The organism is Azospirillum himalayense, from assembly GCF_042657465.1.
In the GTDB taxonomy this organism is placed as follows: Bacteria; Pseudomonadota; Alphaproteobacteria; order Azospirillales; family Azospirillaceae; genus Azospirillum; species Azospirillum himalayense.
Genome location: NZ_JBHSLC010000118.1, coordinates 61248 through 76837 on the forward strand (window position 1 = coordinate 61248; position 15590 = coordinate 76837).

A 15590-nucleotide genomic window follows, 5' to 3' on the forward strand; every position below is an offset into this window, starting at 1 on the left:
ATAAATTTGCGGAAAGAGACGAGGCACACCGATGGACACGCATGACCTGCCCCAGAAGGGCACCAAGTACCTGACCTTCGAGGGCCGCGAGGACATCGGCTCCAACCCGTCCGAAAACCCGACCATGGGCGACGTCATCAACGCCCGCCTCGGCCGCCGCGACCTGATGCGCGGCATGCTGAGCGGTGCGGCGGTCAGCGCCTTGATCGGCCCGGCCGCCCTGCTCTCCTCCCCGCGCGAGGCCGAGGCCGCCGTCACCGGCGCTCCGCGCCCGGTAAAGGCCAGCTTCTCCTTCCAGGAGGTGGCGCACGGCGTGGACGCCGACCATCACGTGGCATCCGGCTACAACGCCGACATCCTGATCCGCTGGGGCGACCCGGTGGTCCCCGGCGCGCCGGCCTTCGACCCGATGAACCAGACCGCCGAGGCGCAGTCGAAGCAGTTCGGCTACAACAACGACTTCGTCGGCTACGCCCCGCTGCCGCTCGGCTCCCAGTCGCCGGACCGCGCCCTGCTCTGCGTGAACCACGAATACACCGACGAGGAGGTCATGTTCCCCGGCGTCGGCGTGGAGCAGCAGAAGGACAAGTTCGGCCGCATGACCAAGGCGCTGGTGGACATCGAGATGGCCGCCCACGGCGGCACCGTCGTCGAAATCCGCAAGGTCAGGGGCAAGTGGGTGACGGTGGCGGACTCCCGCTACAACCGCCGCATCACCGGCGAGACGCCCTGCGCCATCACCGGCCCGGCCGCCGGCCACGCCCTGATGAAGACCAGCTACGACCCGACCGGCACCATGGTCCGCGGCATGCTGAACAACTGTTCCGGCGGCATGACTCCCTGGGGCACCTGGCTGTCGGCCGAAGAGAACTTCAACGGCTACTTCTGGGGCAAGGTCGAGGACACCAACCCGAACGCCAAGGTGCTGAAGCGCTACGGCTTCCCCGGCGAATGGTACAACTGGGGCGTCCATCACGACCGCTTCGACATCGTCAAGGAGCCGAACGAGTCCAACCGCTTCGGCTGGATCGTCGAGATCGACCCGTACGACCCGACCGCGACCCCAAAGAAGCGCACGGCGCTCGGCCGCTTCAAGCATGAGGCCTGCCAGATCGCGCTGGGCAAGGACGGCACCGTGGTCGCCTACACCGGCGACGACGAGCGGTTCGACTATGTTTACAAGTTCGTCGCGGCGAAGAAGTTCGACCCGAAGAACCGCGCCGCCAACATGGACATCCTGGAAACCGGGACGCTCTATGTGGCGAAGTTCAAGGCCGACGCCTCGGTCGAGTGGCTGCCGCTGGTCCATGGCCAGGGTCCGCTGACCGCCGAGAAGGGCTTCCCCGACCAGGCCACCGTCCTGATCAACGCCCGCCTCGCCGCCGACGCGCTGGGCGCCACCAAGATGGACCGCCCGGAGGACATCGAGGTCAACCCGGTGACCGGCAAGGTCTACGTCATCCTCACCAACAACTCCCGCCGCAAGCCGGAGCAGGTGGACGCGACCAACCCGCGCGCCGAGAACAACTGGGGCCACATCGTCGAGATCCTGCCGGAGAACGGCAACCACGCCTCGACCAAGGCGGAATGGACGATCCTGGTCCGCGGCGGCAACCCGGCGGACGAGAAGGTCGGCGCGCAGTTCCACGCCGACACCTCCGCCAACGGCTGGTTCTCCTGTCCCGACAACGCGGCGGTGGACCACCGCGGCCGCCTGTGGATCACCACCGACCAGGGCGAGAACTGGAAGAAGGCGTCCGGCACCGCCGACGGCGTCTGGGCCGTGGAGACCGAAGGGAATCTGCGCGGCCTGTCCAAGATGTTCTACCGCGTGCCGGTGGGTGCGGAGATGTGCGGCCCCTGCTTCACCACCGACGACAAGACCCTGTTCGTCGCCGTGCAGCACCCGGCCACCGACGGCGTCGACCAGTGGGAAGGCTTCAAGGGCAAGCTCTCCTCCTTCGAGGACCCGGCGACCCGCTGGCCGGACTTCAAGCCCAACATGCCGCCGCGCCCGTCGGTGGTCGCCATCACCAAGAAGGACGGCGGCGTGATCGGTCTCTGACCGGACGCATGACCGTCCCATAATCCAGCGACACGCCTTGAAAGGGCGGCCTCCGCGTCCGGGGCCGCCCTTCTTCTTTGTCTGGTGTCGGTGTCCGACGATGTAATAAGATAACGCCATGACCGTCGATCCCCATTCCACCGCCGGCCCGGCCTCCCGCCATGGGCACGACCACGCGCATTGCATCGCCGACGCGCTGACGCGCGCCGACGCCCTGTGCGCGGAGCGTGGCGCCCGGCTGACCGCGCTCCGCCGGCAGGTGCTGGAGCTGGTCTGGAACAGCCACAAGCCGCGCGGCGCCTACGCCATCCTGGAAGACCTCAGCCAGCGCGAGGGCAAGGCCACCGCCCCGCTGACCGTCTACCGGGCGCTGGAGTTCCTGGTGGAGCATGGGCTGGTCCACCGCATCGAATCGCTGAACGCCTACATCGGCTGCGCGGCGCCGGGGGCCGTCCATTCCGGGCAGTTCCTGGTGTGCGAGACCTGCGGCAACGCCGTGGAGATCGACGACCCGCGCATCCGCGCCGCCATCGGCACCATCGCCGCCGAGCATGGTTTCCAGGTCAGCCGCCCCACCGTCGAGGTGCGCGGCACATGCACCGACTGTCAGGAGAAGACCCCGTGACCGCCGCTCCCACCCCCGCCGCCCAACCGGCGCCCCGCCTGCCCGTCTCGGTGCTGACCGGCTTCCTCGGCAGCGGCAAGACCACGCTGCTGCAACGGCTCCTGCACCATCCCGGCATGGCCCGCACCGCCGTGGTCATCAACGAGTTCGGCGAGGTCGGGCTCGACCATCTGCTGGTCGCCAAGGCGTCGGAGAACATGGTGCTGATGGACAGCGGCTGCCTGTGCTGCACCATCCGCGGCGACCTCGTCGACACGCTGCGCGACCTGTTCCTGAAGCGCGTGCGCGGCGACATCCCGGAGTTCGACCGGGTGGTGGTGGAGACGACGGGCCTCGCCGACCCGGCCCCGATCATCCACACGCTCATGAGCGACCCGCTGCTGGCCGCCCGCTTCCGCCTGGACGGCGTCATCAGCACGGTGGACGCGGTGCATGGCGCCAGCCAGCTCGACCGCCAGCCGGAAAGCGTGAAGCAGGCCGCCGTCGCCGACCGCATCGTGCTGACTAAGACCGACCTCGCCACGCCCCACACGACGCTCGCTTTGTGCCAGCGCCTGTCGGCCATCAACCCGGCGGCCCCGCAGATCCCCGCGGCCTTCGGCGAGGTGGACCCCAAGCAGCTGTTCGACGCCGGCCTCTACAACCCCGACACCAAGAGCCCCGACGTGGCGCGCTGGCTCCGCGAGGAGGCGTACCGCGACGAGCAGGCCCATCATCATGATCACGGGCATGACCATGATCATGACCACCATCATCACGACCATCACCACGACCACGGACATGGCGACGCCTGCGGTCCCGACTGCGGGCACGATCACCACCATCATGACGCCAACCGGCACGACGACCACATCCGCGCCTTCTGCATGGTGGTGGACGAGCCGATCCCGTGGAACAATTTCGTCGACTTCATGGAGGCCCTGATCGCCACCGGCGGGGAGAACCTGCTGCGCATCAAGGGGCTGCTGAACGTGAAGGAAAGCCCACTGCCGGTCGTCGTCCACGGCGTGCAGCACATGTTCCACCCGCCGGTCCAGCTCCAGGAATGGCCCGGCGAGGATCACCGCTCCAAGATCGTCTTCATCACCCGCGACATCGGCGAGGCGGTGATCCAGCCGATGTTCGACCAGTTCGTCTGGGGAGCAGAAGGGGCGGCCTGAGGGATGTCATTGCCCCCACCCCGGCCCTCCCCCGCTTCCGCAGGGGAGGGAGATTTCTGCGAAGTGGCGGCAGTCCCCTCCCCTGCAAAGCGGGGGAGGGTTAGGGTGGGGGCAACCGCGCCCGCTCACTTCACCTTGTAAAGCTGGAAGTACCGCCCCTCCTGCACCAGCGTCAGATGCTCGGGCACCGGGTTGGCGCGGCCCGGCTCGCTGAACAGCACATAGACGTAGCCGAAGCGCCGGGGCCAGTCGGCCCAGTAATGGTTGTCGCGCAAGCCCGGCTGGCGCACCGCGTCGGCGACATAGCCGATGCGCGGCATGTAGGTGAAATCACCGTCCAGGTCGGCATAGTCCGGCTTCAGCAGCAGCACCTGCTTGCCCGGATGGGTGAAGGCGATGGGCACGAGGCTGGACCGCTCCATCAGCGCCAGCACCGGCGCGTGGTGCAGGCCAAAGGACAGGGCACGGTCGTCGGTGAACTGGGTGGCGCGGAAGATCGACTTGTGCAGCGTCTCGTCGGCGTAGGTGGCGAGCACCGTGCTGCCCGGCTCGATCCGCTGCAGGGACTGGCGCACCTCCTCCAGCAGCGGGTCCACCTTGGCCAGCCCCACCCCGGCGTCGGCGCTGCGCAGCAGCGACAGCGCGACCACCACCGACAGGAAGGCCGCCCGCATGGCCGAGGTCGCCAATTCCCAGCGCACGAAGCCCAGCGCGACGAAGGCGATGCCGATGGGCAGGCGGCTGTCGGCGAACCAGGAGCCGAATAGGACCAGCGGCATCGCCGCATAGACCACCAACCCCAGCGCGATGGTGATGGCGCCGACCGGATGCAGCCGCAGCGCCCCGCTCCACAGCCCCCAGGCGATGCCCAGCCCGACGGCGATCCCCGTCACATAGCCGACCGTATCGGCGTAGCCGCCGAACAGGAAGTCGAAGCCCATCAGCTTCGCCGTGCCGACCCACAGCACCGCGTCGGCGAAGCCCGACGACGGGCTCATCAGCAGCAGCGGCGGCACGATCAGGAAAGGCAGACCGAAGGCCAGCGCGTCGGGTAGCGCCCGCCGCGGCTCGCGCCAGCCGCCGCTCCGCCACAGCCGCCAGCCCTCGAAGGCCAGCAGCGTCAGGCCGTAGAGCCCGAGCGCGAACAGGTGCGAGATGAACAGCAGCAGCACGATGCCGAGCGAGGCCAGCCCGCGCTGCCAGGGCGCGCGCTCCCGCATGACGATCCAGCCGGCGATTCCCCACAGCGCCAGCCCCAGCCCGAACAGGTAGTTGAACAGGCCCATGTAGGTGGACAGCGTGTAGAGGAACAGCCCGGCGGCCAGCGGCCCCAGTTCCACCCGGCCCCAGACGGCGCGATAGAGCGCGATGGAGCCGGTGACCAGCACCAGATAGCTGGCGGTGACGAAAAGCCGGCTCGCCGTGTGCACGCCGATCAGCTTGGCCAGCGGCGGCACGACGATGTCCATCACCAGATTGGGGATGATCGCCCAGCGCACCATGTAGAACTGCGCCAGCGCCGAGTCCTGGTCGAGATGGGCCAGGGCGTACATGCGGGTGACGTGGTTGACGTAGTCGCCCAGCGCCGGAATCTCGAACATCCAGACGGGAACCGAGGCCGCCACCAGGATCAGCAGGGCGGCGGGCCAGACATACACGGACTCGGCGCGCGACGCTGCCCGCCCGTCGAGGGTGAAATCCCTGAACATGCGACCCCCCTTCAGACGCTTTTCGGGAAGGACTGGGGCGGAGCGGCGGGCGCAGCGGCCGTGGGGGACGCCTGCAGGTCCTGCGGATAGCGGTTCTGCAGACCGGCGCGGTAATGGGTCCAGAAGCCGCGCAGCCCCTTCACGTCGGCGCGCCGATGCAGCAGGTAATAGAGCGTGTACTTGACCATCATGCGGGCGATGGACTTGCGCTCGTAGGTGGCGTGGATGTAGCCCATGTTGCGGAAGAAATAGGGGGCGCGGTTCTCCGGCATCTCCTCGATCGTGCCAAGAAAGCCGCCGGCCAGCGGGCGCTGGGTGCGGCGGTTGCGCGGGTGCACGTGCAGGGCGCGCACCGCCGTCGCGTCGCGCAGCCCGGCCCGGCGGGCGCGCAGCGTGAACTCCCACTCGTCGCCCCAGATGAACATCTCGCGCTTGATGTTGCCGATCCGCTCGAACACGCGGCGGCGCAGCAGGGTCCCGTTGAACAGCGCGATGGCGCCCGGCACGATGCCGTCCTGCGCCGCGGCGGCGAAGGCGTCGGCCTTGGTGAAGCCCTGCATGGTGAAGGCCAGATCGCCGCGGTCCTCCGCCGCGACCACGGTCGGCCCGACGAGGTCGAGGTCGTGCCGCTCGCCCTGGCGCAGCAGTTCGGCCAGCGCACCGGGCGCCGGGATGCCGTCGTCGTCGGTGCTCCAGATCCAGCGGGCGCCCAGTTCCAGCGCCGTAGCGAAGGCGGTGTGATAAGCGCCGGCGGAGCCGATGTTGGCCTGCCGGACCACCAGAAGCTCCGGCATCACCGCCCGCTGCTCGGCCAGCCATTCCGCGGTGCCGTCGCTGGAGCCGTTGTCCACCACGACGATGCGATCGGGCCGCGGCTCCTGCCCATGGATGGCCGCCAGACAGGTCTTCAGCAGGGCCAGACGGTTGTGGGTGACCACCACCGCGACGACCGGCGTCTCCCAGGGCGTTTCCCGAGGCCGTTCCTGGGCTCCGGTGTCCAGCGTCCGGGGCGTCTGGGCTTCTGACATGCGGTTTCCGTCCTTCGTCTGTGCTTCGGGCGTCTGAGCTTCGGGCATCGGTGCCTTGGGGCTGCCTTAAACAGGCCACCCCAAAAACAGGCCACCCCAAGTTTTTTGCTTTGCGAAGAGAGGGCAATGACCCGGACGGAGAGGGGCCGCACCATTCGCATAGCCCATAAGGAGAAAAATCAGCTCAGACGCATCCAGCCGGTGCTCCACAACCACAAAACGGCGAATCCCATCGACAAAAGGGTCATAGGAATGCCGCAACGGGCGTGCTCCAGGAAGCCGAGCCGGACACCGGAGGCCGCCGCCCGCTCCACCACGATGATGTTGGCGAGGCTGCCGGGGATCAGCAGGTTGCCGGCCAGCGTGGACAGGATCGCCAGACCGTAGAGCGCCCCCTCCGGCGGCGACGGCCAGGCGGCGAGCAGCAGGATCACCGCCGGCACGTTGCCGATGCTGTTGCTGGCCGCCAATGCGAGCGGGGTCATCACCGCCAGCCGGTCGGGCAGCCAGCCGGCGGCCTCCAGCCCCGACACGAACTCTGCGGGCAGGCCAGTCAGCTTCAGCGCGTGATTGATGGCGAACAGCGCGGCGAAGAGGACCAGCAGGTGCCAGTCCACCATGCCCAGCATCCCGCGCGAGGCCAGCCGCCGGCTGATCAGCATCGCCCCGGCGACCAGCAGCACGCCGATCTCATGGGGCAGGTCGGTGGTGAACAGGCCGAGAAGCACCAGGGTCGCCACCAGCGCCTTGCCGAGTTGCGCCCGGTCGAGCGACACCGGCTCCGCCCCGCCCTGCCCGGTCGTACGGTCATCGGGTTCGCCGAAGCGGCCCCGCCAGGCGAGCCACACCACGACATACACCACCACGAGGCCGACCAGCGCCGGCACCCCGCAGACCGCCAGGAAGCGCCAGAAATCCAGGTGACCCATCTGGCCGATCAGGATGTTCTGCGGGTTGCCGATCACCGTCGCCGCCGAACCGGCGTTCGCCGCTCCGGCCAAGCCGATCAGGTAAGGACGCGGGTCCAGCCGACGAGCCAACAGCCCGACGCAGAGCATCGGCGTCATGGCGAAGACCACCACGTCGTTGGCGAGGATCGCCGACAGGCCGCCGCCCACCGCCACCGTCACCGCCAGCAGCCGGGCCGGGGAGCGCGCCGCTTGCGCCACCCGCAGGGCGCACCAATCGTAGAAGCCGCTGGCCGCGTATTGGGCGGACAGCACCATCAGCCCGAACAGGATGAACAGGGTCGGGAAGTCGATGGCCTCGGTCACCTGCCCCGATTCCAGTGCCCCGATGGCGAGCAGAAGAATGGCCGCGACCAGGGCGATGCCGGTGCGGTCGATGCGCAGTCCGGGGAAGCGCCCCAGCGCCATGCCGGCATAGGTGAGGACGAACAGCGCGACGACCGTCAGCGTCATGGGCGGGACGGCCAGGAAGGGAATGGGCATGGATGGGGGTTCGCTGCGGGGTGGTGGAAGCCCCTCTATAACGGCCCGGCATAGGGTCAGGCCATAGGCGCCAAGCCAAGGTCAGGCCAGCGTGACCGTCATCCCTTCCCGCGCGGCGAAGCAGTCCGGGAACGCCGCCTGGGCGGCCGCCTCGATGGCGGTCATCGTGGCGTCGTCATGGTCGGGGTCGTGGTGGAACAGCACCAGCCGCTTGACCCCCGCCGCCTGCGCCAGCCGGACGCCCTCGGTCCAGGTCGAATGTCCCCAGCCGATGCGGTTCCGCCATTCCTCGTCGGTGTAGGTGCTGTCGTAGAGCACGAGGTCGGCGCCGTCGATCAGATCCAGGATGTTGCGGTCGGGATGGCCCGGCACATGCTCGGTGTCGGTCACGTAGGCGAAGGACTTGCCCAGATGCTCGACGCGGTAGCCGGTGGCGCCGTCGGGATGGTTCAGCCGCGCCGTGCGGACCTGCACCCCTTCGCCCAGCGCGAACTGGTCGCCGGCCGTGATCTCGTCGAACACGATGTTGCTTCCCATAGTGCGCATGGGCACCGGGAACAGGGGGCGCTCCATCTGCCGGGCCATGGCCGCCTCGATGCCGGGGGTGCCGTTCAGGTGACCGGAGACGATGCGCAGGTGGAAGCCCTTGGTGTAGGCCGGGGCGAAGAAGGGAAAGCCGCAGATGTGGTCAAGGTGGGTGTGGCTCATCAACAGGGTCGCCTCGGTCGCGCCCTCCTTCAACAGGCGCTTTCCGAGCATGCGGATGCCCGTGCCGGCGTCGATGACGATGCGCTGGTCGCCCGCCTGGACTTCCACGCAACTCGTGTTGCCGCCGAAGCCCATATGGGACGGCAGGGGACAGGAAACCGTGCCCCGAACCCCCCAGAAGGTCACCGAAAAGCCCATACCGACCTCAAGACGCCAGTCTCCGGGCCACCGCGCCGCCTGAAGCCACCGCTTGGAGCCGCTGCCGGGGACCGTTAAGACGGCATTTTAGCATGGTTTTCGGTTTACGCGGTGATGACCGTCACAGCCCTACCGGTTCCAAAGAGGGAGCCCGCCCCCTTCCGGATTGGCACACGCTCAGCTGGTCCACAGGATGCTTTCGATGAAACGTTCGCAGGACCGGCGGTGGAAGCATCCGGTGCAGCCGGTATCGGAACAGGGAAGCCCGGCCTTCAGAACGGTCAGCCCATCCACCAGCCGGTCCTTCGTGGCCTGATCGATGACGTCCGCCACAAGCACGTCGCGGATCGCCTCCGCGACGAGGTCGTCTTCCTGTTCCGGTACGGTCACGATTTGCCTGAGAGCCTGCATGCGAAACACCTTTCCGTGGTTCAACTGCACCACATGGGTGTTTCGCCAACATTTCAGGGAGCGCCCTCAAAAGATTCGAATTGCTGCAATCCGATACGCCTATTTGCAAGAGCTGGCCGAATCCTGGACGATCACTCCAAACCAGCCGAGCCCCTTGTAGGTTTCATAGCCCGGCGTCACGGCGAAGCCGACGACGCGCCCCTGCTCGTCGGAATAGCTGCCGTGCCCGTGGCCGCTGGTGCGCAAAGGGAAGCTTTCCGTCAGGACGCCCCTGCGGTCGGAGGCGGCAATCACGCGGAGACGGCTGTCGACCAGAAGGCAGCGGGTCCGGGAGCGCTCCTCGTCGCTCAGGCGGACGGAGTCGACCACGCCCTGGGATTGAGTCTGCCAATCGAAGAAGACACCCAGCACGCCGATGACGGGGCCGTTTTCCTCACCGCCGGCCCGGATGGCCGTGGCGTAGGTTGCTACGGTCGCACGGTCCAGCAGGTCGTTGGCGCCGATGTCGGCCACCGCGAAATCGGCGCCGCTGCGGGTCGCCATGGCCTCGCGGAACCAGGATTCGGAGGCGACCGAACCGCCCAAGGGTCGGCGGTAGCGGTCGGGCCGTCCGGTCGCCAGAACCACGCCCTTGGCATCGACGACCCAGAGGTCGAGATAGACCGTGTAGGCGCCCAGGATGACGCCCAGCCGCTGCGCGGCGTGGCGCCGATTGGCCTCGGACGGATCGGCGGCGCAATCCACCACGGCGCTGTCGGTGGCCCACCACCGCACATCGCAGGACCGCTCGTACAAATTGCGATCCATGATGTCGATCATGTTGAGCGCCAGATCGGCGAGACGCCCGCCGCGCAACTGTGAGACCAGACGGTTGCCGAGCGTGTTCAACTCGTCGGTCTGCACCGCCATCTGGGCGCGCAGTTCCCCGCCGATGCCGGTGATCCGCTCCGAGATGGCCTTCACCTCCTGGGCCACCACGGCGAAGCCGCGTCCGGCTTCACCGGCGCGCATCGCCTCGATCAGGGCGTTGAGCGCCAGGATCTTGGTCGTGTTCGTAACGGCCTGGATCTCGTCCATCTTGCGCGCCGCGAGATCGGACACGGCGCGCGACAAGGCCACGATACGCTCGGGCATGAACATCACCTCCAACGATTATCGGTGACGACCCCCAGGATGACCGGGCAGCCATTCGTCGGCTCACTCAATCATCCGCACCCCACCCAAGCCGCATTGAATGGACGCAATCACAAATCCGCAACACGGAAAGCCAGCCAACCTCGTGCCGCCCCCTGCGGCGCAATGTCATCCCCCGGTATGCAGATACTCAGTGCCGGATCAGACCTTGTAGGCCAGACGCAGGCCGCCCCAATGGCGCCCACGAACGGTGATCGGAGCGGACACGTCCTTCATCAGGGTGTATTGGCCGCCCCCCATATCGCGCCGGTAGGTCTGAAGCAGGAACGGCTTCGTGCTGCGCCCCGCGGCCAGACCGACGCGGTCGTTGAAGATGCGGCGGTTGCGGCAGTTGGCCGCGTTCCACGTCGGATCGGCCCCCTGTGGCTGGCTGAACCTGCGGTTGTGGGTCGGCAGGTAACCGTTCGAATCGACCGCCACGCAGAAGACGATGCGCTCGCTTCGACCCAGCAGCGACTCGAGCACCCTCGGCAGCATACGGTCACAGAACTCGGTGAAGCGGGTCATGTGCTGCTGCGGGTTGGAGCCGGGTATGGGCTGGTAGTTGCTGTCGAACAGGTCGCCCTCGCGAACCTCGCCGCGCGACAGCGCGTCCTCGAAGTCCGCGGAGATGCGCGACGCGGCGTCGCAAACCAGCCGGATGAAGGGCGTGTCCACCGTCTCCACGTCCAGTTCGGCGGTGATGCCGATCAGCCGCTCGCTCATGCCGACCAGCGTGTTCACGCGGTCGCGCGCCTGGGCCAGATTGTCGCTGGACAGTTGCACACCGACCGCGAGGTCGTCGATCTCGTGCTGAAGCTCCTCGCAGTTGGCGCCGATCTCGGAGGAGGCCGCGTCGATCTTGTCGGTCTCGCCGTTCAGTTCCGACATGGCGCGGCCGACGGTCTCGATGACGGCGCCGATGGCGGTGGTGCCCTCGCTCACCGCGCGGGCCTTGCCGGCGCTGGCCGCGCTTTCGGCCATCAGGCGCTGGGCCTGGTCGTTGAGGTATTTCAGCGTGGCGTCGATCTCCGTCGTCGCCTCGCTGGTCTTCTTGGACAGGGCCTTCACCTCGTTCGCCACCACGGCAAAGCCGCGCCCGGCCTCGCCGGCGCGGGCCGCCTCGATGGTGGCGTTGAGCGCCAGCAGGTTGGTCTGCTTGGCGATGACGAAGATTTCCTTGGCGACCCGGCCCACGCGGTCCAGCGCCTCCTGAAGACCGGCGATCTGGCCTTCGATGCCCCCCACCGCGGCGACGAGGGCGTGGATGTCGTTCATGGACCGCTGCACCCGGTCGTGGGAGGATTCGACCTCCTGCCGGGCCTGCTCGGTCACGGAACGGGCCACGGTCGCGGCGGCGGAGATGCGTTGCGTGCTCTCCGACATCTTGTTCCCGGTGCCGCGCAACTGCGCGAAAACGTTGGCCTGATGGCCGAGGCGGCCGTTGACCTCCTCCACATGGCCCGCGATGTCCGCGATCTCGATCCCGAGATTGCCCGCTTCGGTGGCAATGTCCGCGATCAAATGAGAGCGGCCGCCGAACGCACTGTCCATTTTTCCGCCATCCGTTTCACAAGAATGCGCAGAGCGCTAAAATCCAATGCAATTATTACCGAACCCTTACAATTGCGCAACGGAGGAAGGGTCATTCTAAAAGGCAATATGCTCAATTATTGCGCGCCGGTAACCCGATCGCAACCGAAGGCGGAGAAAACGTCAGCCGGCACCGCCCTCGACGCCATGGCCATCCGCGATGCGATGGTCCAGCCGGTCATCCTGAAGACCGGCGGGCTCCTGGTGGATCAGGACCTCGGCGCCGGGAAACGCTTCCTTCAGGCGCTCTTCCACCCGGTCGGTGATGTCGTGCGCCCTTGCGACCGACAGCGTGGGGTCGAGTTCCAGATGCAGTTCGATGAAGGCGCCGACACCGGAGCTGCGGGTGCGCAGATCGTGCATCCCCGCGACGTCCGGCTGCGCCATCACCAGCGCCGCGATGCGCTCCCGCTCCTCCGCCGGCAGTTCCCGGTCCATCAGGACGTTCAGCGCCTCCCGGGCGACCTTGCGGGCGCCGTAGAGCAGGAAGGCGGCGATGCCCAGCCCGAACAGCGGATCGAAGGCGCTGATCCCGGTCCAGCCGGTCAGCAGGATCGCCAGGATGACCGCCGCGTTCATCAGCAGGTCGCCGGAGTAGTGCAGCCGGTCCGCCCCCACCGCGACCGAGCCGGTGGCCGTCACCACATGGCGCTGGAAGGTGATCAGGCCGGCGGTCAGCAGGATGGACAGCAGCATCACGGCGATGCCCACCGCTCCCTCGCCCACCGGCTGCGGGGTGATGACGCGGCGCACCGCCTCGATGGTCAGGAACAGGGCGGAGCCGCCGATGAAGGCGGCCTGGGCCAGCGCGGCCAGCGCCTCCGCCTTGCCGTGGCCGAAGCGGTGCGCCTCGTCCGGCGGGCGCAGCGCCGTCCGCACCCCCAGCAGCGTCACCACCGAGGCCATCATGTCCGTGCTGGAATCGATCAGCGACGACAGGATGCTGACCGAGTCGGTCGTCAGATAGGCCACCAGCTTCGCCAGGATCAGCGTGAGGGACACCGACACGCTGGCGTAGGTGGCGTAACGGCGCAGCCGGTGCGAACGCTGCTCGCTCATGAGCGCCTTCTTATGTGATAACGGCACCCGTCCTTTACGGGAAAAGACGCTCCGTCGTCCAGCGCGCCGGCTCCTGTGCGGCCGGGTCGCCCTCGCGCAGATACAGAATCCGCTCGTGCAGGCGGAAAGGGCGGTCCTGCCAGAACTCGATTCGCCGCGGCAGGATGCGGAAGCCGGTCCAGTGCTGCGGCCGGGGAACGGCGCCAAGGCCGAACTTGGCGGCGAACTGGGCGACCCGCTTCTCCAACTCCCACCGGCCCTCCAGCGGGCGCGACTGCTGCGACGCCCAGGCGCCGATGCGGCTCTCCCGCGGACGGCTCTCGAAATAGGCGTCGGCCTCGGCATCGGACACCGGTTCCACCGCGCCCTCGACGCGGATCTGGCGCTTCAGGGTCTTCCAGTGGAAGCACAGGGCGGCATTGGCGTTGGCCAGGAGTTGCTCGCCCTTGCGGCTCTCCGTGTTGGTGTAGAAGACGAATCCGCGCGGATCGATGCCCTTCAGAAGCACCATGCGCACCGACGGCGCCCCCTGCGCGTCGGCGGTGGCCAGCGCCATGGCGTTGGGGTCGTTGATTTCGCTGCGGGTGGCCTCGTCCATCCAGTCCTGGAACAGGGCGTACGGGTCCCGGTCGTTGGATTCGCTCATTGTCCCCTCGTTGCGCGGCCGTGGCCCAAAGTTTCAACGTCAGGTTTCGGCGCCGTTTCCGGCGTCTTGCCAGTTCACAAATATGCCCAATTCACAGATAGGATAGCCTCGCATATATGAGTGTCCACCGGTGCGCCAGAAGCAAGGCATGCCGGCTCCCAACCTTTCGAGGCAGCATCGATGTTCGTGAAGAAGCTCGTCCCGGCGGCGATGGCGATCGCCCTGCTTGCGGGTTGCGTTAGCACCTCCCAGGAAGCCACCAAGAACGCGGAAACCGTCGGCGGCCGGATCTCGTCGACCTATGGCAACGCCTCGGGCAAGGTCGCGTCCTCGGGCACCGGCCCGTTGCTCGGCGCTTTCATCGGCGGCGCGGCGATCCAGCCGTCGGACGCGGCGGCCGCCGAGACCGCGGCCAAGCGCGCCTACGCCGCTCCGGTCGGCGACAAGATTGGCTGGACCAACCCGGCGACGGGCCATTACGGCTCGCTGACCACAACGCGCGAGGGCTACAACAACGCCGGTCAGTATTGCCGGGAGTTCCACCAAACGGTAACCACAAAGAGCCAGACCGAATTGGCCTACGGAACCGCTTGCAAACAGGCCGACGGTACGTGGAAGATTGTCGCCAATTCGTGATGCCTCATCCCCGGGCTTCGGGGTGGAATAACTCTGTCCGTGGAAAGCATGCGTGACCCTTATCAAATCCTCGGCCTCACCCGCTCCGCGAGCGCCGACGACATCAAGAAGGCGTACCGCAAGCTCGCCAAGGAGTTCCATCCCGACCTGAAGCCCGGCAACGCCGCGAACGAGGAGCGCTTCAAGGAAATTTCGGCGGCCTACACGCTGCTGTCCGATTCCGACAAGCGCGCCCGCTTCGACCGCGGCGAGATCGACGCCTCCGGCCAGGAACGGCATCACGGCTTCGGCGGCCGCTCCCGAGCCAACGCCGGGCGCAGCCGCGCCTACAGCGGGGCCGGCGGCGGGGCCGGCGACGATTCCTTCTTCGGCGGCGAGGATTGGTTCTCCGACCTGTTCAGCGGCGGTCGCAAGCGCGGCGGCACGGCGGGCGGCACTGGCGGCAGCGGCGGTTCCCGGTCGCGCGGCAGCGACATCAATTACTCGGTCTCCGTGCCCTTCGTCGAAGCGGCGCAGGGGACCAAGCGGCGCATCAGCCTGTCCAACGGCAAGAGCATCGACGTCACCGTTCCGCCGGGCACGGAGGATCAGGCGAAACTGCGTCTGAAGGGCCAGGGGCTCCCCGGCGCCGGCGGCCTCGGGGCCGGCGACGCCATCGTCGAGGTCCATGTCGAGGCTCACCCCTTCTTCACCCGCCAGGGCTCCGACATCCATGTCGAGGTGCCGATCACCCTGAACGAGGCGGTTCTCGGCGCCACCATCCGCGTGCCCACCATCAGCGGTCCGGTCGCGCTGAAGATCCAGCCGGGGGCCAACACCGGCTCCACCCTGCGCCTGCGCGGCAAGGGGGTGATGAACCAGGCGACCAAGCAGGCCGGCGACCAGTATGTGAAGCTGAAGGTCGTCCTCCCCGACCCGCCCGACGCCGAACTGGTCAAGTTCATGGAAGAGTGGGCCAGGACGCGCAGCTACGACGTGCGCAAGAAGGCCGGCCTGGAGTGAATCCGGGCCGTTAACCCTCTCCTTACTTTTGGGTCAAAGAAAAGTCCTGGACCGAATGCGGTTGATGCCGGGCGTTGGCGCCTTCATCAATGATGATGATGTGCCGGAAACGGTTTTCACCGCCTT

At 67.5% G+C, this 15590-nt stretch carries 14 protein-coding genes; 5 read left to right on the forward strand and 9 right to left on the reverse strand.

Translation table 11 applies throughout. The features are described 5' to 3' along the window. Positions 1-31 precede the first annotated feature (31 nt). The 3 genes from ACFPMG_RS32180 to ACFPMG_RS32190 all read left to right on the forward strand — a co-directional run bounded on the left by ACFPMG_RS32180 (position 32) and on the right by ACFPMG_RS32190 (position 3850). A complete protein-coding gene (locus ACFPMG_RS32180) occupies positions 32-2065 on the forward strand; it encodes a PhoX family protein (protein ID WP_376999874.1) in 2034 nt (677 codons plus the stop codon). Positions 2066-2183: 118 nt separating this feature from the next. Then, the gene (locus ACFPMG_RS32185) at positions 2184-2690 is read left to right on the forward strand and encodes a Fur family transcriptional regulator (RefSeq protein ID WP_114862074.1); all 507 of its coding nucleotides are present in this window, start codon (positions 2184-2186) and stop codon (positions 2688-2690) included. Beyond that, positions 2660-3850: a CobW family GTP-binding protein gene (locus ACFPMG_RS32190; RefSeq protein ID WP_376999877.1), complete on the forward strand. Its 1191-nt coding sequence runs from the start codon at positions 2660-2662 to the stop codon at positions 3848-3850. Before ACFPMG_RS32185 ends, ACFPMG_RS32190 begins: the two co-directional genes overlap by 31 nt. 125 nt (positions 3851-3975) lie before the next feature. On the opposite strand, the gene ACFPMG_RS32195 is transcribed toward ACFPMG_RS32190, so the two are convergent. From ACFPMG_RS32195 to pdxH, 9 genes are all read right to left on the reverse strand, one after another. Next, positions 3976-5559, reverse strand: a complete 1584-nt coding sequence (locus tag ACFPMG_RS32195; protein ID WP_376999879.1) for a hypothetical protein — start codon at positions 5557-5559, stop codon at positions 3976-3978. Between the two features lie 11 nt (positions 5560-5570). Beyond that, the gene (locus ACFPMG_RS32200) at positions 5571-6587 is read right to left on the reverse strand and encodes a glycosyltransferase (protein ID WP_376999881.1); all 1017 of its coding nucleotides are present in this window, start codon (positions 6585-6587) and stop codon (positions 5571-5573) included. A 179-nt stretch (positions 6588-6766) separates the two neighbouring features. Next, complete coding sequence (locus ACFPMG_RS32205; RefSeq protein WP_376999883.1) at positions 6767-8038, reverse strand: SLC13 family permease; 1272 nt, start codon at positions 8036-8038, stop codon at positions 6767-6769. 81 nt (positions 8039-8119) lie between these two features. Then, a complete protein-coding gene (locus ACFPMG_RS32210; protein ID WP_376999885.1) occupies positions 8120-8944 on the reverse strand; it encodes an MBL fold metallo-hydrolase in 825 nt (274 codons plus the stop codon). 177 nt (positions 8945-9121) lie between these two features. Beyond that, the gene (locus tag ACFPMG_RS32215) at positions 9122-9355 is read right to left on the reverse strand and encodes a hypothetical protein (protein ID WP_376999887.1); all 234 of its coding nucleotides are present in this window, start codon (positions 9353-9355) and stop codon (positions 9122-9124) included. 99 nt (positions 9356-9454) lie between these two features. Then, a complete protein-coding gene (locus tag ACFPMG_RS32220; RefSeq protein WP_376999889.1) occupies positions 9455-10489 on the reverse strand; it encodes a methyl-accepting chemotaxis protein in 1035 nt (344 codons plus the stop codon). Positions 10490-10690: 201 nt separating this feature from the next. Next, entirely contained in the window at positions 10691-12082 is a 1392-nt protein-coding gene (locus ACFPMG_RS32225; protein WP_376999891.1) for a methyl-accepting chemotaxis protein, read from the reverse strand. 162 nt (positions 12083-12244) lie between these two features. Beyond that, entirely contained in the window at positions 12245-13180 is a 936-nt protein-coding gene (locus ACFPMG_RS32230; protein ID WP_376999893.1) for a cation diffusion facilitator family transporter, read from the reverse strand. Between the two features lie 34 nt (positions 13181-13214). Further along, positions 13215-13826, reverse strand: coding sequence for a pyridoxamine 5'-phosphate oxidase (gene pdxH, locus ACFPMG_RS32235; RefSeq protein WP_376999895.1), 612 nt, complete (start codon positions 13824-13826; stop codon positions 13215-13217). A gap of 180 nt (positions 13827-14006) precedes the next feature. Here pdxH and ACFPMG_RS32240 point away from each other — a divergent pair, with 180 nt between their 5' ends. After that, the gene (locus ACFPMG_RS32240; protein ID WP_035674078.1) at positions 14007-14462 is read left to right on the forward strand and encodes an RT0821/Lpp0805 family surface protein; all 456 of its coding nucleotides are present in this window, start codon (positions 14007-14009) and stop codon (positions 14460-14462) included. Between the two features lie 48 nt (positions 14463-14510). Continuing rightward, on the forward strand, positions 14511-15464 hold the full coding sequence (locus tag ACFPMG_RS32245; RefSeq protein ID WP_376999897.1) for a DnaJ C-terminal domain-containing protein: 954 nt from the start codon (positions 14511-14513) through the stop codon (positions 15462-15464). Positions 15465-15590: the final 126 nt, after the last annotated feature.

What these genes read in the sequence shown, in the direction of transcription:
- ACFPMG_RS32180 (WP_376999874.1), top strand. Translation starts at nt 32, where the DNA reads ATGGACACGCATGACCTGCCCCAGAAGGGCACCAAGTACCTGACCTTC.
- ACFPMG_RS32185 (WP_114862074.1), top strand. Translation starts at nt 2,184, where the DNA reads ATGACCGTCGATCCCCATTCCACCGCCGGCCCGGCCTCCCGCCATGGG.
- ACFPMG_RS32190 (WP_376999877.1), top strand. Translation starts at nt 2,660, where the DNA reads ATGCACCGACTGTCAGGAGAAGACCCCGTGACCGCCGCTCCCACCCCC.
- ACFPMG_RS32195 (WP_376999879.1), bottom strand. Translation starts at nt 5,559, where the DNA reads ATGTTCAGGGATTTCACCCTCGACGGGCGGGCAGCGTCGCGCGCCGAG.
- ACFPMG_RS32200 (WP_376999881.1), bottom strand. Translation starts at nt 6,587, where the DNA reads ATGTCAGAAGCCCAGACGCCCCGGACGCTGGACACCGGAGCCCAGGAA.
- ACFPMG_RS32205 (WP_376999883.1), bottom strand. Translation starts at nt 8,038, where the DNA reads ATGCCCATTCCCTTCCTGGCCGTCCCGCCCATGACGCTGACGGTCGTC.
- ACFPMG_RS32210 (WP_376999885.1), bottom strand. Translation starts at nt 8,944, where the DNA reads ATGGGCTTTTCGGTGACCTTCTGGGGGGTTCGGGGCACGGTTTCCTGT.
- ACFPMG_RS32215 (WP_376999887.1), bottom strand. Translation starts at nt 9,355, where the DNA reads ATGCAGGCTCTCAGGCAAATCGTGACCGTACCGGAACAGGAAGACGAC.
- ACFPMG_RS32220 (WP_376999889.1), bottom strand. Translation starts at nt 10,489, where the DNA reads ATGCCCGAGCGTATCGTGGCCTTGTCGCGCGCCGTGTCCGATCTCGCG.
- ACFPMG_RS32225 (WP_376999891.1), bottom strand. Translation starts at nt 12,082, where the DNA reads ATGGACAGTGCGTTCGGCGGCCGCTCTCATTTGATCGCGGACATTGCC.
- ACFPMG_RS32230 (WP_376999893.1), bottom strand. Translation starts at nt 13,180, where the DNA reads ATGAGCGAGCAGCGTTCGCACCGGCTGCGCCGTTACGCCACCTACGCC.
- pdxH (WP_376999895.1), bottom strand. Translation starts at nt 13,826, where the DNA reads ATGAGCGAATCCAACGACCGGGACCCGTACGCCCTGTTCCAGGACTGG.
- ACFPMG_RS32240 (WP_035674078.1), top strand. Translation starts at nt 14,007, where the DNA reads ATGTTCGTGAAGAAGCTCGTCCCGGCGGCGATGGCGATCGCCCTGCTT.
- ACFPMG_RS32245 (WP_376999897.1), top strand. Translation starts at nt 14,511, where the DNA reads ATGCGTGACCCTTATCAAATCCTCGGCCTCACCCGCTCCGCGAGCGCC.